Genomic DNA, 20,000 nt, shown 5'->3' with positions numbered 1-20,000 from the left:
CACCGCGCGTGGTGACGGCGTACCTTTTGTATAATGGGTCAGCGACTTCATGTGCCGTGCAAGCTTAAGCCGTTAGGTGTAGGCGCAGCGAAAGCGAGTCTGAATAGGGCGAATAAGTACGTCGCATGACGACCCGAAACCAGGTGATCTATCCATGAGCAGGTTGAAGGTAAGGTAACACTTACTGGAGGACCGAACCGGTGAATGTTGAAAAATTCTCGGATGACTTGTGGATAGGGGTGAAAGGCCAATCAAACCTGGACATAGCTGGTTCTCCGCGAAAACTATTTAGGTAGTGCCTCAGACGGACTCCTTGGGGGGTAGAGCACTGAATGGATGCGGGGGGAGCGATCTCTACCAATTCTAATCAAACTCCGAATACCCAAGAGAGATATCTGGGAGACACACGGCGGGTGCTAACGTCCGTCGTGAAAAGGGAAACAACCCTAACCATCATCTAAGGCCCCCAAGTTCTGGCTAAGTGGGAAACGATGTGGGTTTGCTTTGACAACCAGGATGTTGGCTTAGAAGCAGCCATCATTTAAAGAAAGCGTAACAGCTCACTGGTCAAGCGAACCTGCGCGGAAAATGTAACGGGGCTCAAGCCAGACGCCGAAGGTATGGGTTTGCACTTTGTGCAAGCGGTAGCGGAGCGTTCCGTAAGCCGGTGAAGGTGAGGCGCGAGCCTTGCTGGAGGTATCGGAAGTGAGAATGCTGACATGAGTAGCGATAAAGAGTGTGAGAGACACTCTCGCCGAAAGCCCAAGGGTTCCTGCGTAAAGCTAATCTGCGCAGGGTTAGTCGGCCCCTAAGGCGAGGCCGAAAGGCGTAGTCGATGGGAATCAGGTGAATATTCCTGAACCAGTTGGAAGTGACGGATCTGGTAAATTGTCTAGGCTTATTGGATTGCTCTGGGCAGTGAACAGGTCCCTGGAAATAACTCCAACGGAGACCGTACCCGAAACCGACACAGGTGGGCAGGTAGAGTATACCAAGGCGCTTGAGAGAACTATGCTGAAGGAACTCGGCAAATTGCACGCGTAACTTCGGGATAAGCGTGACTCTTATTTGGGCAACCAGATAAGAGTGGCACAGGCCAGGGGGTAGCGACTGTTTATCAAAAACACAGGGCTCTGCGAAGCCGCAAGGCGACGTATAGGGTCTGACGCCTGCCCGGTGCCGGAAGGTTAAAAGGAGTGGTGCAAGCTGCGAATTGAAGCCCCGGTAAACGGCGGCCGTAACTATAACGGTCCTAAGGTAGCGAAATTCCTTGTCGGGTAAGTTCCGACCTGCACGAATGGCGTAACGACTTCCCCACTGTCTCCAGCATAGGCTCAGCGAAATTGAATTCCCCGTGAAGATGCGGGGTTCCCGCGGTCAGACGGAAAGACCCTATGAACCTTTACTGCAGCTTCGCCTTGGCGTTAGCAACAACATGTGTAGGATAGGTGGGAGGCTATGAAACGCGGGCGCCAGTCTGCGTGGAGCCATCCTTGAAATACCACCCTTATTGTTGCTGACGTCTAACCGCGGCCCGTTATCCGGGTCCGGGACATGGCGTGGCGGGCAGTTTGACTGGGGCGGTCGCCTCCCAAAGTGTAACGGAGGCGCGCGATGGTGGGCTCAGACCGGTCGGAAATCGGTCGTCGAGTGCAATGGCATAAGCCCGCCTGACTGCGAGACTGACAAGTCGAGCAGAGACGAAAGTCGGCCATAGTGATCCGGTGGTCCTGCGTGGAAGGGCCATCGCTCAACGAATAAAAGGTACTCTAGGGATAACAGGCTGATTTTGCCCAAGAGTCCATATCGACGGCAAAGTTTGGCACCTCGATGTCGGCTCATCACATCCTGGGGCTGGAGCAGGTCCCAAGGGTTCGGCTGTTCGCCGATTAAAGTGGTACGTGAGCTGGGTTCAGAACGTCGTGAGACAGTTTGGTCCCTATCTGCCGTGGGTGTACGAGACTTGAGAGGATCTGTCCCTAGTACGAGAGGACCGGGATGGACACACCTCTGGTGGACCTGTCATGGCGCCAGCTGTGCAGCAGGGTAGCTAAGTGTGGAATAGATAACCGCTGAAAGCATCTAAGCGGGAAACTAACCTCAAAACAAGGTCTCGCTGAGAGCCGTGGTAGACCACCACGTTGATAGGCCAGGTGTGGAAGCGCCGCGAGGCGTGTAGCTTACTGGTACTAATAGCTCGATAGGCTTGATCGTTCTTCAGTCAAACCCATGACTGACGCTTTACAACATACCCAGACACGCGATGTCTTCTTCACAATATGCTCGGGTGAGCTAATCCCTCACCCGACAGCATCCTTTTTGCTGACCTGGTGGCTATGCCGGGGGTTCCCCACCCGATCCCATTCCGAACTCGGTCGTTAAGTCCCCCAGGGCCAATGGTACTTCGTCTCAAGGCGCGGGAGAGTAGGTCGCCGCCAGGTCCGCTAAAAGGATGCCTAAAAGCCGAAAGGCAAAGTCCAGAACCCTACAATCACGATCACACCACTACCTCCTTCGCCGCGGGGTGGAGCAGCCCGGTAGCTCGTCAGGCTCATAACCTGAAGGTCACAGGTTCAAATCCTGTCCCCGCACCCAAACTTCAAAGCTAAGCTTCAACACCTTCTCAGGTGTGGCTTTCACGCCACGTCCGGCGACGTTTCGGCCGCCGTCGACCCGTGTCACGCGAAAATTTATCGCCGGGACCGGGCTTGGCTTGAGATTCTGCCATCAAACCCCGTAGCGCGTTCCGCGGATTTGCGTCATGAGAGCAGGATGGAAGGACGCGGGTCGGTAACTGGCCCGCTGAATGAGGTTTTGAGGATAAGATGGCGAACGGTGTCGTTAAGTGGTTCAACCCGGCCAAGGGCTTTGGTTTCATTCAGCCCGAGGACGGCGGCCAGGACGTGTTCGTCCACATCGCCGCGGTTGAACGCTCGGGCCTGTCGGGCCTGAACGAAGGTGACCAGGTGGCTTACGAGCTGGAAGAGGACCGCCGCTCGGGCAAGACCTCGGCCGGCAACCTGCGCGTGACTGGCCAAGGCACCGCGCCGTCGGCTCCGCGCCGTCCGGCCCGCGACTTCGGCGCCCCGCGCGGCGGCGGCTATGACGCTCCGCGTGGCGGCGGCTACGGCGGCGGCGGCGGCGGCGGCGCGGGCGAAGCCGGCACCGGCGTGGTGAAGTGGTTCAACAGCACCAAGGGCTTCGGCTTCATCCAGCCCGACAACGGCGGCGGCGACATCTTCGTGCACATCTCGGCTGTCGAACGCGCCGGCCTGCGCGGCCTGAACGAAGGCCAGCAAGTCGGCTACGAACTGGAACAGGATCGTCGCTCGGGCAAGACCTCGGCCGGCAACCTGCGCATCCTCTAAGGATACGAAAAATCCGGCCGGGCGCGGAGCGCTCGGCCGGGTCTTCGATCCCGGAACCAGGCCCCGCAGGAGCCTTTCCCCGTCGCTGAGACGGTGGAGGGGCTCTTGCGGGGCCTTTTCTTGTGTCAGTTCGCCAGAAAAAAGGACGGCCAGCGCCGTTCTAGATCAGTCGATGTTCGCGTTCCGCGGCGGCCTGGTTCACGGCCAGGGCGGTCACGTTGGCGATGCCGCGGGCGGTGACGCTGGGCGTCAGCACATGCAGCGGCCGACTCATGCCCAGCAGCAGCGGGCCGACCAGCAGGCCCTCGGTTGCGGCGCTGAGCAGGGTCAGGGCGATGTTGGCGGCGTCCAGGGTGGGCATGACCAGCAGGTTGGCCGAGCCCTTCAGGGCGCTGTCATGCACCAGCCGGTCGCGCAGGGCCTGGGACAGGGCCGCGTCGGCGTGCATCTCGCCATCGACCTCGAGCTCGGGGGCGCGCTCGCGCACCAGGGCCAGGGCCTCGCGCATCTTGCGGGCGGTCGGCGAGTTCGACGCGCCGAAGCTGGAATGCGACAGCAGGGCCGCCTTCGGCGTCAGGCCGAACCGGCGCACGGATTCGGCGGCCAGCAACGTCATCTCGGCCACCTGTTCGGCGGTCGGGTCGACATTGACGTGGGTGTCGCAGAAGAACAGCGTGCCGTTGTCGATGATCAGGGCCGACAGGGCGTAGACCCGGCCCACGTTCTCGCGCTTGGGGATGATCGGCAGCACATAGGTCATGTGCTGCCACCAGTCGCCGGCCCCGCCCACCAGGGCGGCGTCGACATGCCCGGCCTGCAGCAGCATCGAGGCCGAGACGGTCCGGCGGTTGGTCACCCGGCGCTCGGCGGCCAGGGGCGGCACGCCGCGGCGGCTGACCAGGCCCTGGTAGCGCTCGACCAGGGGGGCGAACAGCGCCGTGTCGGCGGAGGGATCGAGGATCTCGACGCGATTGTCGAAGTCCAGCCGCAGGCCCATCTCGGCGGCCTTGGCGACGATGGTCTCGCGCTTGCCGATCAGCACGGGCTTGCAGAGGCCTTCGTCGACGACGGTCTGAACGGCGCGCAGCACCCGCTCGTCGTCGCCCTCGGCATAGGCGACGCGGACGCCGCCGGTCTCGGCGGCCGCCTTGGTGGCCTTGCGGGCCCGCTCGAACACCGGGCGCATCAGCTGGCCCGAGCGGTAGACGAACAGCTCCAGCTCGGCGCGATAGGCGTCGAAGTCGGCGATCGGCCGGGTGGCGACGCCGCTGTCCATGGCCGCCCGGGCCACGGCCGGGGCGATCTGCAGGATCAAGCGCGGATCGAAGGGCTTGGGAATGATGTACTGACCGCCGAACATGGGGGCTACGCCGCCATAGGCGCTGGCCACCACTTCGGAGGCCTCGGCGCGGGCCAGTTCGGCGATGGCCTCGACGGCCGCCACCTTCATGGCCTCGTTGATCTCGCTGGCGCCCACGTCCAGCGCGCCGCGGAAGATGAACGGGAAGCACAGGACGTTGTTGACCTGGTTGGGATAGTCGCTGCGGCCGGTGGCCATGATGGCGTCGGGGCGCTGGGCGGCGACGATCTCAGGCAGGATCTCCGGCTCGGGATTGGCCATGGCCAGGATCAGCGGATTGGGGGCCAGCAGCGGCAGCCATTCGGCCTTGAACACGCGCGGCGCGGACAGGCCCAGGAAGATGTCGGCGCCAGGCAGGACGTCGGGCAGGGTCCGCGCGTCGGTCGGCCGGGCGTAGCGGGCCATGTTCTCGGGCATGTCGGGTTCGCGCCCGGCATGGACCACGCCCTTGATGTCGGTCAGGGTGACGTTCTCGACCGGCAGGCCCATCGAGACCAGCAGGTCGACGCAGGCCAGGGCGGCCGCGCCGGCGCCCGAGGTCACCAGCTTGACGTCCTTGAGGGTCTTGCCTTGGACGACCAGGGCGTTGCGGACGGCGGCGGCGCAGACGATGGCGGTGCCATGCTGATCGTCGTGGAAGACCGGGATGTTCATCCGCTCGCGCAGCTTGCGCTCGATGACGAAGCATTCCGGGGCCTTGATGTCCTCCAGATTGATGCCGCCGAAGGTGGGCTCCAGGGCCGCGACCACTTCGATGAACTTGTCGGGATCCTCGGCGTCGACCTCGAGGTCGAACACGTCGATGCCGGCGAACTTCTTGAACAGGACCGCCTTGCCCTCCATCACCGGCTTGCTGGCCAGCGGGCCGATATTGCCCAGGCCCAGCACGGCGGTGCCGTTGGAGATCACGGCCACCAGGTTGCCGCGGGCGGTGTAGTCGCGCGCCAGGTCCGGATTGGCGGCGATGGCCTCGCAGGGGGCGGCGACGCCGGGCGAATAGGCCAGGCCCAGGTCGCGTTGGGTGGCCATGCGCTTGGTGGCTTCGATCGCCAGCTTTCCGGGCCGCGGCAGACGGTGATAGTCCAGGGCGGCTTTACGGAAATCCTCGTCCATCGGTCGTTCCTCGGTGGCTGCGCAAGGTTTGTCGGCGCGGATCGTCTGTGGGGTCGGTGCGATCCGTCAGGGCCTAGCTACCGGTGTTGGCGCGGCTTTTCCAACCTTACGCAGCGTCAGAGCGCGTTTTTTGCGATCCAGGGCGCCGGGCGGCCGATCGCGGCTGGCCGCATAAGTAATAAAAGACTTATATGAGCCCATTCGGCGGGCGCCGATCGCCGTCCGACAAGGCGCTTTGGGCTCAACCGGCGCTCGGCGGGCCTGGCGGCTGGACTTGCCGGGGCGGCAGTCCCAGCATCGTCGGAAGAGGCTCCGTTTCGGGAGCAAGGGTTTAGACTGGGCGGCGACGCCCGGCCATGGATTGAAACGCATGAGCGGCTTGACGACCCATATCCTCGACACCGCCGCCGGGCGCCCGGCGGCCGGGGTCGCCGTGCGGGTGTCGAGCCGGCGCGACGGCGCCGTCGTCCTGCTGGGCGAGACCCGCACCGACGCCGACGGCCGGGCGCGGCTGGTCGAGGGCGACGACCTGACGGTCGGCGGCTATCGGCTGGAGTTCGGCGTCGCTGACTATTTCAGGGCTTGCGGCGCGGCCGTCTCCGATCCGCCGTTCCTGGACGTGGTGGTGATCGACTTCGCGGTGGCCGATCCGGCCCAGCACCATCACGTGCCGCTGCTGGTCTCGCCGTTTGGCTATTCCACCTACAGGGGCAGCTGAGATGGCGACCAAGGAACAGGCTGGCGTGCGCTTCCTGCTGAACGGCCAGGTGGTCGAGGCCCGGGGCGTCGATCCCACCCGGACGCTGCTGGAGCATCTGCGCGGCGACTTGCGGCGGACGGGGACCAAGGAAGGCTGCGCGGAAGGCGATTGCGGGTCGTGCACCGTGCTGGTCGGCGAACTGGACGGGCAGGGCGGGACAGCTTGGCGGGCGATCAACAGCTGCATCCAGTTCGTGCCGATGCTGGACGGCAAGGCGGTGATCACCGTCGAGGGGCTGGGCAAGGACGAGCCGCACCCGGTGCAGGCGGCCATGGTCGAGCACCACGGCTCGCAATGCGGCTTCTGCACGCCGGGCATCGTCATGTCGCTGTACGGCCGAGCCGTCGCGGCGAAGGGAACGGCCGCGCCGATCGACGAGGTGCTGGCCGGCAACCTGTGCCGCTGCACCGGCTACGGACCGATCATCGCCGCTGCCGAGGCCATCGCGCCCGAGGCCGCGCCGGACGTGACCGACGCGTTGGCCGGCCTGCGGCGCGACGAGGCCCTGAGCCTGGACTACGCCGATCCGATCGCCGGCGTCACGCGCCGCTGGTTCGCGCCGCAGAGCGTCGACGAACTGGCCAGGACCTGTGAACAGCATCCGGACGCGGTGATCCTGGCCGGCGCCACCGACATCGGCCTATGGGTCACCAAACTGCGCAAGCCGCTCGGCACGCTGATCGATATCGGCCGGGTGGGTGAGCTCAAGGCGATCACGCGCGAGGACGGCTGGCTGCGGATCGGGGCGGGCGCGCGCTATGTCGACGCCCTGGAGATGCTCGGCGAGCTCTATCCCGACCTTGGCGCCATGATGCGCCGGCTGGGCTCGACCCAGGTGCGCAACAGCGGCACGATCGGCGGCAACATCGCCAATGGCTCGCCGATCGGCGACATGCCGCCGGCCCTGATCGCCCTGGGCGCCGAGCTGGTGCTGCGCCGGGGCGATGTCCGACGGACGATCGCCCTGGAGGACTTCTTCATCGCCTATGGCCAGCAGGACCGCGCGCCCGGCGAGTTCGTCGAGGCCGTGCGCATCCCGACCGACCTGGACGGGGCGATGTTCAAGGTCTTCAAGCTGTCCAAGCGGTTCGACCAGGACATCTCGGCGGTGTGCGGCGCCTTCAACATCAAGATCGTGGACGAGGTCGTTACCGCCGCCCGCATCGCCTATGGCGGCATGGCCGGCACGCCCAAGCGCGCCGCCGCCTGCGAGGCCGCCCTGGTCGGCCGGCTCTGGAACCGAACGACGATCCATGCCGCCGTCGAGGCCCTAGCCAGCGACTTCACGCCCCTGACCGACGCCCGCGCCTCGGCCGCCTACCGCGCCCTGACCGCCGGCAACATGCTGCGCAAGGTGTTCATCGAGTCCGCCCGGCCGGACCTGGAGACCCGCGTGCCGGAGGCGGCTCATGGCTGACTCTGGCGTCAAGCTGGTCGAGCCGGTGGTCTTCCAGGGTGTGCACGCCTCGCTGCCGCATGACAGCGCCCTGCGCCATGTCAGCGGCGCGGCGATCTATGTCGACGACATCCCCGAGCCGGTCGGCATGTTGCATGTGCATCTGGGCATGAGCCAGCGCGCGCACGCCCGGATCGCCTCGATGGACCTGTCCGCCGTCCGCGCCTCGCCCGGCGTGGTGGCGGTGCTGACGGCGCGGGACATCCCCGGCGAGAACGACGTCAGCCCGGTGATCCACGACGACAAGCTGTTCGCCGACGGCGAGGTGGTCTGCGTCGGCCAGAGCCTGTTCGCCGTGGCTGCGACCTCGATCGCCGCCGCCCGCGCCGCCGCCGCCAAGGCCGTGGTCGAGTACGAGGACCTGCCGGTAGCGATCACGATCGGGGAGGCCCGCGAGGCCGACCTGAAGATCGAGGCCAGCCAGCGCATGGCGCGCGGCGACGCCGCGGCCGCCCTGGCGGCCTCGCCCCGGCGCTTGCAGGGAACCATGGCCATCGGCGGCCAGGACCACTTCTATCTCGAGGGCCAGGTCGCTCTGGCCACACCCCGCGAAGGTGGCGACGTCCACGTCTGGTCGTCGACCCAGCACCCCAGCGAGGTTCAGCACCTGATCGCTCGCGTGCTGGACGTGCCGCACACCAGCGTCACCGTCGAGGTGCGCCGCATGGGCGGCGGGTTCGGCGGCAAGGAGACGCAAGCCTCGCTGTTCGCCGCCGCCGCCGCCCTGGTCGCGGTCAAGACCGGCCGCCCGGCCAAGGCCCGTCCCGACCGCGACGAGGACATGGTCATGACCGGCAAGCGGCATGACTTCGAGGTCGCCTACGACGTCGGCTTCGACGACGAAGGCCGGCTGACGGGCCTGGCGCTGGAGCTGGCCTCGCGCTGCGGCGCGACCACCGACCTGTCGCTGGCCATCAACGACCGGGCGATGTTCCACGCCGACAACTGCTACTTCCTGCCGGCGGTCGAGATCGTCTCGCACCGCTTCAAGACCCACACCGTGTCGAACACGGCCTTCCGGGGATTCGGCGGCCCGCAGGGCATGGCGGCGATCGAGCGGGTGATGGACGCCGTCGCCCAGGCCACGGGCCTGGACCCGCTGCTGGTTCGCCAGCGCAACCTCTATGGCGGCGAGGGGCGGAACCTGACGCCGTACCACCAGACGATCGAGGACAATGTCGCGCCGCAGCTGCTGGAGCAGTTGGCCGCCGCCTGCGACTACGAGGCCCGCCAGCGCGAGATCGACGCCTACAACGCCCGCAGCCCGGTGCTGAAGAAGGGCCTGGCCCTGACGCCGGTGAAGTTCGGCATCTCGTTCACCACCACCCACCTGAATCAGGCCGGGGCCCTGATCCACCTCTATGCCGACGGCTCGATCCTGCTGAACCACGGCGGGACCGAGATGGGGCAGGGGCTGTTCGTCAAGGTCGCCCAGATCGTCGCCGAGGCCTTCAAGGTCGACGTGTCCAGGGTCAAGGTGACCTCGACCGTCACCGACAAGGTGCCCAACACCTCGGCCACGGCCGCCTCGTCGGGCACGGACCTGAACGGCATGGCGGCGCTAAACGCGGCCAACGTCATCAAGGCGCGTCTGGTGGCGTTCGCGGCGAAGAAGTGGGGTTGCGACGAGGCCGAGGTCGTGTTCACGCCGCAAGGTCTGCGGGCCGGGGCCGAGCTGGTCCCGTTCGAGGTGCTGTGCCGCCAGGCCCACCTGGCCCGGGTGTCGCTGTCGTCGACCGGCTTCTACGCCACACCCAAGATCCACTACGACCGCGCCACCCATACCGGCCGGCCGTTCTACTATTTCGCCTATGGCGCGGCCTGCAGCGAGGTGCTGATCGACACCCTGACCGGCGAGATGAAGGTCACCCGGGCCGACATCCTGCACGACGCCGGCCGCTCGTTGAACCCGGCCATCGACCTGGGGCAGATCGAGGGCGGCTTCATCCAGGGCATGGGCTGGCTGACCACCGAGGAGCTGGTGTTCAGCGTCGACGGCCGCCTGCTGACCCACGCCCCCTCGACCTACAAGATCCCGACCTGCGGCGACCGGCCGGCGGTGCTGAACATCGCGCTGTGGGAGCCGGGCCGCAATGTCGAGGAGACCGTCCACCGCTCCAAGGCCGTGGGCGAGCCGCCGCTGATGCTGGCCCTGTCGGTGCTGTCAGCCGTCAACCGCGCCGTGGCCTCGGCGGTCGGCCACAAGGTGTTCCCCAACCTCGACGCGCCGGCGACCCCAGAGCGGATACTGATGGCGGTCGAGGACGTGAAGAAGAGGGCCGGTCTTGGTTAGGGCGCCCGACGTCGCCCTCTCCCAGAGGGAGAGGGGATATGAGCAATTGGGCTCGGCAATCTTTGGCGCGACTGGCCGAGGGGCAGTCCCTCGCCCTGGTCACCATCCTGGCCACCGAGGGCTCGGCGCCGCGCGACGCCGGGACCAAGATGGTGGTCTGGGCTGACGGCCAGGCCGGCACGATCGGCGGCGGCAATCTGGAACACCAGGTCGCCGAGCAGGCGCGGCGCATGCTCGAAAGCCAGGTCCACTTCGCCTTGCAGGACTATCCGCTGGGCCCGCTGCTGGCCCAGTGCTGCGGCGGCCGCGTGCGGCTGCTGATCGAGCGCCTGGACCGGACCGCTGTCGACTGGCTGACCGACGCGGCCCGACGGCTGGACGCCGACCAGCCGTTCGAGGTCCGCACCCGCTTCAACCCCGGCGCCCTGGTCAAGACCATCGCGCCGGTCGCGGCCTCCAGTCCCGACGGGGCGACGATCACCCTGGCGGGCGAGCCGGCGACGGCGCGCGGCGCCCGGCCGACGCTGGGCGACCTGCTGGTCGAGCCACAGGACCTGCCGCGCCCGCCGGTGCTGCTGTTCGGGGCCGGCCACGTCGGCCAGGCCGTGGCCCGGGCCCTGGAGCCGCTGCCGTTCCGCCTGGCCTGGTACGACACGCGTCCCGAGACGTCCCGGATCCCTGGAGTCACGGTCGGCGCGCCCGCCGAACTGGCGGCCGCCGCCATGGGCGCGGGGCCGGACGCCTACATCCTGGTCATGACCCACGACCATGATCTTGACTACGCCCTGACCTCGGCGGCCCTGGCCGGCGGGGCGTTCGGCTATCTGGGCCTGATCGGGTCGGACACCAAGAAGGCGCGGTTCCTGAACCGCCTGCGTAAGGACGGCTTCGGCGACGGGACCGTCTCCCGCGTCACCTGTCCGATCGGCCTGCCGCACCTGAAGAACAAGGCCCCCGAGGTGATCGCCGTCTCGGTGGCCGCCGACCTGCTGATGCGGCTCGAGGCCGCCCGCCGCGAACGTTTGAAGGATCTCCAGCTTGCAAGCCTATAGGGCGTCGATCCTCCACCTGGAGGCCGACCCGAGCATCACCGATGGAAAGGCGCACGCCTTCCACGAGGACGGCCTGCTGCTGGTCGCCGACGGCCGCGTCGTGGCCTGCGGCGACTACGCCAAGCTGGCCGACGAGTTGGGCGATACGCCCGTGGAGGATCTGCGCGGCAAGCTGATCGTCCCCGGCTTCGTCGACACCCACATCCACTTTCCGCAGGTCGACATCATCGCCGCCCATGGCGAGCAACTTCTGGACTGGTTGGAGCGCCACACCTTTCCGGCCGAGGCCGCGTTCGCCGACCAGGACCATGCCGATGAGGCCGCCGAGTTCTTCGTCGAGGAACTGCTGCGCAACGGCACCACCAGCGCCCTGGTGTTCGGCTCGGTGCACAAGGCCTCGGTCGAGGCGCTATTCGCCGCCGCCCTGAAGCGCGACATGCGGCTGATCGCCGGCAAGTCGCTGATGGACCGCAACGCCCCGCCCGGCCTGACCGACACGGTCGAGGGCAGCCGCGCTGACATGGAAAGCCTGATCGCCGACTGGCACGGCAAGGGCCGGCTGGGCTACGCCGTGACCCCGCGCTTCGCGATCAGCTGCAGCGACGAACAGCTGGCCATGGCTGGCGAGGTGCTGGCCGAGCACCCGACCGTGTGGATGCAGACCCACCTGTCGGAGAACATCCGCGAGATCGTCGACACGGCCAAGCTGTTCCCGGAGGCCACGGACTATCTGGACGTCTATGACCGCTTCGGCCTGGTCGGAAAGCGCTCAGTGTTCGCCCATTGCGTCCATCTTCAGGGAGATGCTTTCCAGCGTCTGGCGCAGGCAGGCTCGGCCATCGCCTTCTGCCCGACCTCGAACCTGTTCCTGGGCTCGGGCCTGTTCCCGCTGGAGACCGCCTGCGCCCACGGGGTGAAGGTCGGGATCGGCACGGACGTGGGGGCGGGGACGACCTTCTCGATCCTCCACACCCTGGGCGAGGCCTACAAGGTGGGCCAGCTGCGCGGCGAGGCGCTGGACCCGTTCCACGCCCTGTACCTGGCCACCCTGGGCGGGGCGCGGGCGTTGGGGCTAGAGGACGAGATCGGCAGCCTGGAGCCCGGCAAGATCGCCGACTTCCTGGTCCTGGACCTGGCCGCCACGCCGCTGCTGGCCCGACGGATGCCGGCGGCGCGGAGCCTGGAGGACCGGCTGTTCGCGCTGACGGTGCTGGGCGACGACCGGGTGGTCGAGCGGACCTATGTGGCGGGGGTGGAGCGGCATCGGCGATAAGATCCTCCCCCTCTGGGGGAGGTGTCGGCGAAGCCGACGGAGGGGGGAGTGATTAGCCGACGGCCACAACCCGGATGTTCGATCCTATAACTCCCCCCACCGATCGCTGCGCGATCGCCTCCCCGACAGGGGGAGGGGCCCTTAAGTCTCAAACCCCCATCGTCTCCGCATAAAGCTTCAGCAACCCCTCCGCCTTCACCCCCACCGTGATCGCCTGGATCGGCTGGTCGTCCCAGGCCGACGGCCCGAACAGTTCGCCCTCGACCTTTTGGCAGGTCTGGCCCAGGGCGATGCCGTCGGTGATCACCCGGATCGACCCGCGCCGCACCTCGAACAGCGACGGGTCGATCACGAACGCCACGGCCGCGGCGTCGTGCACGCAGCAGCCGACGATGCCGTCGCGGCCGCCGTAGAACGCCGCATAGGGCTTGGAGATGGCGTTGAGGAAGGCGCCGGCCGGACCGGCGCCGGCTTCCAGGGCGTCCATGTAGGCGGGGGTCATCACCACCTGGGTGGTGACGTCCAGGCTGACGGCGGTCACGGGCCAGGGCGCGGTGAACACCTGGTCGGCGGCCTCCGGATCGTTCCAGATATTGGCCTCGGCCACGGGGGTGACGTTGCCGGGCTTGCCGGCCACGCCGAACGCGCCGCCCATGATCACCACGGCCTTCAGCAGGGTGGTGACTTCAGGATCGGCTTGAAGGGCCAGGGCCAGGTTGGTCAGCGGCCCGACCGCGACCAGGGTGATCTCGCCGGGGTTCTCGCGGGCCAGGTCGATGATCGCCTGGTAGGCCGGCTTGGCCTCGGGCTGGGCGGGCCTCAGTCCGGTCAGCTCGACGTCGCCCAGACCGTTCTCGCCATGCACAAAGGTGGGCGAGGGACCGCGCGGCCGGACCAGCGGCTTGTCGGTCCCCTTGAAGACCGGGGCCTTCAGGCCGAAGCGGTCCTTCAGATAGAGGGCGTTGCGGGTGGTGGTGTCGATGTCGGCGTTGCCGAACACCGTGGTCACCGCCACCAGGTCAAGCGCCGGGCTGGCCTCGATGAACAGCAGCGCCATGGCGTCGTCGATGCCGGGATCGGTGTCGAAGATGATCTTGGTCGTCATCTGAAGGATCTATCTCATCGTTGGGCGGAGGGGGAACCCCTCAAACGAACCATGCTCCCGGCGCGAACCGGGAGCATGGCGGGACGATGGCAATCCTTCGGGCTTTCCGCCCGGCGCGAGCGCCGGGCGGGGTCTTTGGGATTACCGCTTGGCGCTGATCGAGATGCCGACGATCCGAGGCTCGTTGACGAAACCGGTCAGGTTGTTGAAGTCGATGCCGCCGCGCAGGTTCACCTCGTTGGTGATATTGCGGGCGAACGCGGCGATCTCGTAGGCGCCGTCGCGCTTGGCGTAGCCGAGCTTCAGACCGCCCTCGAAGTCGCCCTTCGAGTAGAACTCCTTGCTCTGGTAGAGGAAGATGTTCGTGTAGCCCTGACGGAACCAGTCGGTGTAGGCGAACAGTTCGCCGTCGCCGACCGGATAGCTGTAGCGGGCCGTGAAGTTCAGCACGTACTTCGGCGCGTTCGGGAACGGGTTGCCGTCGACCAGGGCCTGGCCCGCCGCGTTCAGCGGGTCGGTGACCGTGCACTGGGCGCAGACCGCCACGGCCAGGTCCTTGTCCTTGATCTTCGTGTGGTTGTAGCTGTAGCCGGCGGTCAGCAGCAGGTTCTCGGTGACCTTGAACTCGCCGTCGAACTCGACGCCGTAGGCTTGGCCCTTGTCGGCGTTGATCAGCAGGGTGCCGTTGGTGGCGCCGCCGATGGCGCTGAACTGCGGGTTCTTTTCCTCGTAGGTGAAGGCCGCGCCATTGAAGCGGATGCGGCGGTCCAGCAGTTCGCTCTTGAAGCCGACTTCGTACGACTGGATCGTTTCCGACTTGGCCACCGAGGCGGGGCTGAAGAAGACGATGTCGCGGCCCTGGATGGTCGGGCCGCGGAAGCCGTGGGCGGCTCGGGCGTACAGGCTGACGTCGTCGGTCACGTCGTAGAAGGCCGACAGGTCCCACGAGACCTTGCTGTCCGATACCGACACTTCGGGCGCGGTCGAACCGACGACGGTCATGGTCTTCTTGTCGTCGGTGTAACGGGCGCCGCCGGTCAGCTTCAGCTTGTCGTTGACCTGGTAGGCGACCTGGCCAAAGCCGGCCCAGGCGGTGTTCTTGTGGTTCAGCGTCGCCTTGTTGAAGCCGGCGTCGGTGGTCACCAGGAAGTCGGACTTGAAGTAGTAGCCGCCGACCTGCCAGCTGAGCGGGCCTTCGGTGTCCGAGGCCAGGCGCAGTTCCTGGGTGTACTGGTCCAGGTCGTCAATGCCGTCCCGGGTGTCGGAGTCGAACGGGATGAAGCCCGGACCCGTGCCGGCCACGCCGCCGTCGATGTCGCCGCGGCTGTAGCCGTTGGTGGTCTCGTAGGCGCTGATCGAGGTCAGGGTCGCGCCGCCGAAGTCGTAGTCGACCTTAATCGACTCGCCGTTGCCGTCGTACTTCTGCGGGTTGTTGGCGCCGCCGTTGTAGAAGACCGAATCGCGGTCGAAGTTGCCGTTGATCTTGTTGCTGCCCTTGGTGAGGATGTTGGCGCGGAAGATCGCGGCCGTGCCGTCCAGGGTGCGGTTGTGGGCGTTCAGCAGGACGCTGAGGTTCTCGGTCGGGGTCCACAGCAACTGGCCGCGGATGGCGTATTCGTCATAGCCGCCCAGCGCGTCCTTCACGTGGGTGAAGGTGTTGTCGATATAGTCGTCGCGGTGCTGGCCCAGGACGGCGATGCGGCCGGCCAGCTTGCCTTCGACCAGCGGGCCGCCGACGCCGCCTTCGGCCGTCCACGAGCCGTACGAGCCGTAGGTCACCGTGCCGTTGGCCTTGAAGACCTGGCTCGGCTTGACGCTGTCGAACTTGACGATGCCGGCGGTGGTGTTGCGGCCGAACAGCGTGCCCTGCGGGCCGCGCAGCACTTCAACCTGCTCGACGTCGAAGATCGGCGTGCTCTTCAGCACGACGTTCTCCATGACTACGTCGTCCATGATCACCGAGACCGGCTGCGAGGCGGCCAGGTCGAAGTCGGTGTTGCCCAGGCCGCGGATGTAGAAGCGCGGGGCGGCGCGGCCGTTCGAGCTTTCGACGAACAGGCCGGGCACGCGGCTGGACAGGGCCAGCACGTCCTCGCCGCCGGCGAACAGGGCGTCCAGCTTCTCACCGCCCATAGTGGCCACCGAGACCGGCACTTCCTGGATGTTTTCCGCGCGCTTCTGGGCGGTGACGATCACGTCGTCCAGGGTGACGGAGCCGGTGTCCTGGGCGAAGGCCGGCGCGGCGGCGCCGACGGCCAGGACCAGGGCGGTGAGGGCGGCGCCGCGGTGGAGGCGGCTGCGCAACGTGTTGGCGGTGGTCATTGAAGTATCCCCTTCATGCGCCGGCGGCCCGACGCTTGAGGGTGCAATGCACAATGCCGGAGGCGAATCCAAAGCTTTGATGACGTCCTGGATGTGGTTCGGTGAAGTTTTTGTCCTGGATGTTACTATTTGACCACGCCGCGACAGGACTGCCCAAAAGCAGATCACAAGTCATAGACTTATTACTTATGGTCATGGGGTTCGGCGCTCGACCGCTTACGGAGCAAGGCGTTGATCGACGCCGTCCTGGAGCAGCGAAACGTGGGCCGAGACGATTTTCCAGCCAGTTTCGGTACGGATCCAGGCCTGGCTCTGGCGTCCGGTACGTTTTGCCCCCTCGCGCTGGAATTCAACGTTGGCGACGGCGAAGTCTCGCCCAAACGTGGCGATTTCCGTCCTCAGGCGCGACCTTTGCGGCGAGCCGCCCGAGCGGCCGATTCGAAAGGCCGCGATGGCCTCAAAGCCATAGAGGTTCTCGGCCACGCCATAGCGCACCGTCTCGGGCGCATCGCGGAAGAAGCCGTCCAGCGCCTCGACGTCGTTGGACATCAGCGCCGTCTCGTAGGCGTCGACGGCGGCCGCCACCTCGGCCAGGACGTCGGGTTCGTTCACGGTCATCGGGAGGGCTCGGCCGGGGGAGAAGGGGGGCGATGGGCGGCCACGACGCCGGCCTGCTCCAGGCGCAGGGCGGCGGCCAGGGCCAGGTCCTCGCGCCAGGCCGGGGCGATGATCTGCACCCCGATCGGCAGCTTGCCGGGACGGTTCACGGGGGCGGCCACCACCGGCAGGCCGATATAGCTGATCGGCTGGGTGTAGGCGCCCAGGTTCTTGCGAACCGAGACCTGTTGGCCGTCCATCTCCATGGTCGCCTGGCCGATGCCGGGCGCGGGGCAGACCGAGGCCGGGGCCAGCAGCACGTCGAAATCCTCGAACACGCGGCGCACCGCGTCGCGGAACATCGGACGATAGCGGCGCGCGGCCTCGGCGACAGCCTCGGGGGCCAGGGCCCCGGCCAGCAGGCGGTCGCGGACGGCGGGGTCGTAGTCGAGCGGCCGGGCCTTGAGGTCGGGCCAGTGCAGGTGCGCGGCCTCGATCGGCGTCAGGCAGAAGGCGGCGGCGCGGGCCAGTTCGGCGTCCGGAAGTCCGACGCCGCGCTTGGCTTGAAGAGCGTCGGCGACGATCTCCAGCGCCTCCAGCACCTGCGGAAAGGCGCCCTGCGCGAACCAGCCGCCCAGCACGCCGACGCGAAGGGGCGCGTCGGCTATGGCTTGCAGGCGGAGGGCGACCGGTTCGGCGGGCCGACGGCAGAGGGGATCCAGCGGATCGGGCCCCTGCATCAGGTCGTAGGCGAGGGCCAGGTCGGCGACCGAGCGGGCGAACGGCCCGACATGGTCCAGGCTCTCGACAAAGGGAAAGGCGCCCTGGCGCGACAGCCGGCCCAGGGTGGGCTTGAGGCCGAACACCCCGCACAGGCTGGCGGGGATGCGGATCGAGCCGTTGGTGTCCGAGCCCAGGGTCAGGGGCACGAGGCCGCCGCCGACCGCCGCGGCCGAACCGCCGGACGAGCCGCCGGCGATGCGGGTCAGGTCATGCGGGTTGCGGGTCGGGCCGTCGTGGGCGTTCTCGGTGACGAAGCCGTAGGCGAACTCGTCCATGTTCAGCGCGCCGACCAGCACCGCCCCCGCGGCGGTCAGGCGCCGGGCGGCGGTGGCGTCGTGCTCGGCGGGCGGCGCATCCCGGCGGATGCGCGAGCCGGCGATCGTGGTCGCGCCTTCGACGTCGAACAGGTTCTTGACCGCGAACGGCGCGCCGGCCAGCGGGCCGATCGGACGGCCGGCGGCGAGGTCGGCGTCGATCGCCTCGGCCTGGGCCAGGGCGCGCTCGGCGAAGACGGCGGTGTAGGCGTTGAACCGATCATCCCGCGCCCGGGCCAGGGCGGCCTCGATCTCGGCGCGGGCGGTGGTGCGGCCCTCGCGGACATCGGCGGCGACGGCTTGGGCGGAGCGGAAGTCGGCGGCGCTCATGGCTCGAACGGCTCGAGAGGGCCGGTGGCCTCCAGCCCGGCGCCGACAATGAACGTCGCGGCCTGGCGGCGCAGCAGGGCCAGGTTGTCGACGACGCCGGCGCGGGTCTCCGGCGGCAGGGCCAGGCCCAGCGCCTCGGCCCGGGCGTCCGCATAGGCGGCGACCGCGTGGTCGTCGAGGGCCAGGAACGCTGCGAGCGCCGGATCGGTCGCCATGCGGGACGAGCTCCACAAGTAAGAAAAATCTTCATAGCGGGGATGGGCGGCCGCCGCCAGCGGCATGGGCCCTGGAACGCGCCGACGCCCATGTCCGCGCCATGCCGACGGCCGGGCTGCCCGCCGGATGGGCGCCGGCGCGCTTCGCCTGGTCCCGCGGCGGTCGAGGCTAGGGCGGCGGGCCGGGCGCGCGCCAACTGGGTTCTGGTAATAGAGGACTTACTTCATGCGCCATCACCTGGCCTCGACCCCGGACACCGTGCGCTTCGGGATCTTCGACGCGGCTTTTGCTCCGGTGCTGACGATCGCACCGGGCGATACTGTGGTGATCGACTGCGTGTCCGGAGGACCCGAGGTGATGCCGGCGCCGGACTCCAGCCTGGCGATCCCGCCCGCCCTGCAGGCGATCCACGACGCCAAACTGGAGCGCATCGGCCCGCACATCCTGACGGGGCCAGTAGCGATCGCGGGGGCCGAGCCGGGCGATACGCTGGAGGTGCGGATCGAAGCCATCGAGCCGAACAACGTCTGGGGCTATTGCGCCGTCCGGCCGCTGGCCGGGACCCTGGCGGACGAGTTTCCCGAGCGCTACGTCAGCCATATCGCGGTCGACGCGGCGGCGGGGACCTGCAAGCCCAGCTGGGGCCCGACCCTGCCCCTGCGCCCGTTCTTCGGCACCACCGGCGTCGCCCCGCCGCCCCGCTACGGACGCCTGTCCAGCCGCGAGCCGCGCGAGCACGGCGGCAACATGGACTGCAAGGAGCTGGTCGCCGGCTCGACCCTGTTCCTGCCAGTCTGGGTTCCGGGCGCCAACTTCTCGGCCGGCGACGGCCACGGCCGCCAGGGCGACGGCGAGGTCTGCGTCAACGCCCTGGAGATGGGCCTGACCGGAACCTTTACCTTCGTGCTGCACAAGGCCGCCGATGTCGGCGTGCGGACCTGGCCCAGCGCAGAGAGCCCGACCCACTACCTGACGCTGGGGTTCAACGAGGATCTGGACCTGGCGATGAAGCAGGCCCTGCGGGGGATGATCGAACTGATCGTCGCACGGTCTTCACTGACGCGCGTGCAGGCCTATCAGTTCTGCTCGCTGGCCGTGGACTTCCGCGTGACCCAGACGGTCAACGGCGAGAAGGGGGTGCACGGGATGCTGGAGAAGGGGGTGCTGTTTTGAGCTTCGCGCGTGAGTCGAAACGCCGTGACAGAGAACGGTAGACCCGCTTAGATTGAGCTGGCAGGGAGGGCTATATGTTTGCTTTTTGGCTAGGGGCTGCGCTCGCCATCGGGGCTTCGGCTTCGGCTTCGGGCGGCCCGGCTGTCGTTCCGTTGGCCGCAGCGCCGGCCGCCATTGAATGCCCGGCCGGCGAGACGCCCTTCGCGATCGCGCCCTCGACGCCTGACGGGCTCGTCTTGACGTTCGCGGGCGGGGAAAAACGCGTTCTCCACAGACCGGTCGCCGTCTGCACCCATACCGATCGGCCTGACGATCCGGTTCTCGTCGAGGCGCTGATGGCGGCGTCGGTACCGGCCGAGAGCCCGCCGGTGAAGGCCAAACTTCCATAGTTGTCCAGCGGATAGATGGGTAACAGTTTAGCCCGGTTGGATGGGTAACAGTTTTTGGCCCCGGTGATCGAGGAGGCCGATGGGCTGTTGATAGAA

Annotated in this window: 14 protein-coding genes, 1 tRNA gene, 2 rRNA genes and 1 pseudogene (1 of these 18 running past the window's edge); 11 read left to right on the top strand and 7 right to left on the bottom strand. The window is 67.3% G+C overall.

Annotated elements, in window-relative coordinates; genetic code table 11:
* From J2X41_RS12355 to J2X41_RS12335, 5 genes and pseudogenes are all read left to right on the top strand, one after another.
* Positions 1-2,214 (top strand): 23S ribosomal RNA (locus J2X41_RS12355); it begins 574 nt to the left of the window's first position.
* Between the two features lie 112 nt (positions 2,215-2,326).
* Positions 2,327-2,441, top strand: a 5S ribosomal RNA gene (gene rrf, locus J2X41_RS12350).
* A gap of 77 nt (positions 2,442-2,518) precedes the next feature.
* Positions 2,519-2,595: transfer RNA gene (locus J2X41_RS12345), tRNA-Met, on the top strand.
* A gap of 230 nt (positions 2,596-2,825) precedes the next feature.
* Positions 2,826-3,029, top strand: a pseudogene (locus J2X41_RS12340) (cold-shock protein); the annotation flags it as partial.
* Between the two features lie 141 nt (positions 3,030-3,170).
* Positions 3,171-3,368, top strand: a complete 198-nt coding sequence (locus tag J2X41_RS12335) for a cold-shock protein (protein ID WP_026171987.1) — start codon at positions 3,171-3,173, stop codon at positions 3,366-3,368.
* 160 nt (positions 3,369-3,528) lie between these two features.
* On the opposite strand, the gene J2X41_RS12330 is transcribed toward J2X41_RS12335, so the two are convergent.
* Positions 3,529-5,841 carry an NADP-dependent malic enzyme gene (locus J2X41_RS12330; RefSeq protein WP_310082201.1) on the bottom strand — a complete coding sequence of 771 codons (2,313 nt, stop codon included), beginning with the start codon at positions 5,839-5,841 and terminating at the stop codon, positions 3,529-3,531.
* Between the two features lie 370 nt (positions 5,842-6,211).
* Here J2X41_RS12330 and uraH point away from each other — a divergent pair, with 370 nt between their 5' ends.
* From uraH to guaD, 5 genes are read left to right on the top strand one after another with little or no spacing between them, the layout of a single operon-like run.
* Complete coding sequence (gene uraH / locus J2X41_RS12325) at positions 6,212-6,559, top strand: hydroxyisourate hydrolase (RefSeq protein ID WP_310082199.1); 348 nt, start codon at positions 6,212-6,214, stop codon at positions 6,557-6,559.
* A gap of 1 nt (position 6,560) precedes the next feature.
* Positions 6,561-8,018, top strand: coding sequence for a xanthine dehydrogenase small subunit (gene xdhA, locus J2X41_RS12320; protein ID WP_310082197.1), 1,458 nt, complete (start codon positions 6,561-6,563; stop codon positions 8,016-8,018).
* Complete coding sequence (gene xdhB, locus J2X41_RS12315) at positions 8,011-10,350, top strand: xanthine dehydrogenase molybdopterin binding subunit (protein ID WP_310082195.1); 2,340 nt, start codon at positions 8,011-8,013, stop codon at positions 10,348-10,350. The genes xdhA and xdhB overlap by 8 nt, the downstream gene beginning before the upstream one ends.
* Before the next feature lie 38 nt (positions 10,351-10,388).
* A complete protein-coding gene (gene xdhC / locus J2X41_RS12310; RefSeq protein WP_310082193.1) occupies positions 10,389-11,402 on the top strand; it encodes a xanthine dehydrogenase accessory protein XdhC in 1,014 nt (337 codons plus the stop codon).
* Positions 11,389-12,675, top strand: a complete 1,287-nt coding sequence (gene guaD / locus J2X41_RS12305; protein WP_310082191.1) for a guanine deaminase — start codon at positions 11,389-11,391, stop codon at positions 12,673-12,675. Before xdhC ends, guaD begins: the two co-directional genes overlap by 14 nt.
* A gap of 148 nt (positions 12,676-12,823) precedes the next feature.
* On the opposite strand, the gene J2X41_RS12300 is transcribed toward guaD, so the two are convergent.
* The 5 genes from J2X41_RS12300 to J2X41_RS12280 form a co-directional block, all read right to left on the bottom strand.
* The gene (locus J2X41_RS12300; RefSeq protein WP_310082189.1) at positions 12,824-13,780 is read right to left on the bottom strand and encodes a nucleoside hydrolase; all 957 of its coding nucleotides are present in this window, start codon (positions 13,778-13,780) and stop codon (positions 12,824-12,826) included.
* Positions 13,781-13,921: 141 nt separating this feature from the next.
* On the bottom strand, positions 13,922-16,102 hold the full coding sequence (locus tag J2X41_RS12295; protein WP_310082187.1) for a TonB-dependent receptor: 2,181 nt from the start codon (positions 16,100-16,102) through the stop codon (positions 13,922-13,924).
* A 216-nt stretch (positions 16,103-16,318) separates the two neighbouring features.
* Positions 16,319-16,720, bottom strand: a complete 402-nt coding sequence (gene hpxZ, locus J2X41_RS12290) for an oxalurate catabolism protein HpxZ (protein ID WP_310082185.1) — start codon at positions 16,718-16,720, stop codon at positions 16,319-16,321.
* A complete protein-coding gene (locus tag J2X41_RS12285) occupies positions 16,717-18,126 on the bottom strand; it encodes an AtzE family amidohydrolase (RefSeq protein WP_310082183.1) in 1,410 nt (469 codons plus the stop codon). The genes hpxZ and J2X41_RS12285 overlap by 4 nt, the downstream gene beginning before the upstream one ends.
* Positions 18,123-18,341, bottom strand: a complete 219-nt coding sequence (locus J2X41_RS12280) for an AtzG-like protein (protein ID WP_310082182.1) — start codon at positions 18,339-18,341, stop codon at positions 18,123-18,125. Before J2X41_RS12280 ends, J2X41_RS12285 begins: the two co-directional genes overlap by 4 nt.
* Before the next feature lie 226 nt (positions 18,342-18,567).
* On the opposite strand from J2X41_RS12280, the gene J2X41_RS12275 reads away from it, so the two are divergent.
* On the top strand, positions 18,568-19,515 hold the full coding sequence (locus J2X41_RS12275) for an acetamidase/formamidase family protein (protein WP_310082180.1): 948 nt from the start codon (positions 18,568-18,570) through the stop codon (positions 19,513-19,515).
* A gap of 70 nt (positions 19,516-19,585) precedes the next feature.
* Here the strand turns inward: J2X41_RS12275 and J2X41_RS12270 are convergent.
* Positions 19,586-20,000, bottom strand: a 415-nt coding sequence (locus J2X41_RS12270; RefSeq protein WP_310082179.1) for a hypothetical protein, incomplete at its 5' end; no start/stop codon positions are given.

The organism is Caulobacter sp. BE254 (assembly GCF_031457295.1).
Classification (GTDB): Bacteria; Pseudomonadota; Alphaproteobacteria; order Caulobacterales; family Caulobacteraceae; genus Caulobacter.
The sequence above is the reverse complement of the archived record's forward strand: the minus strand, read 5'-3'. Positions and strand labels throughout refer to the sequence as shown.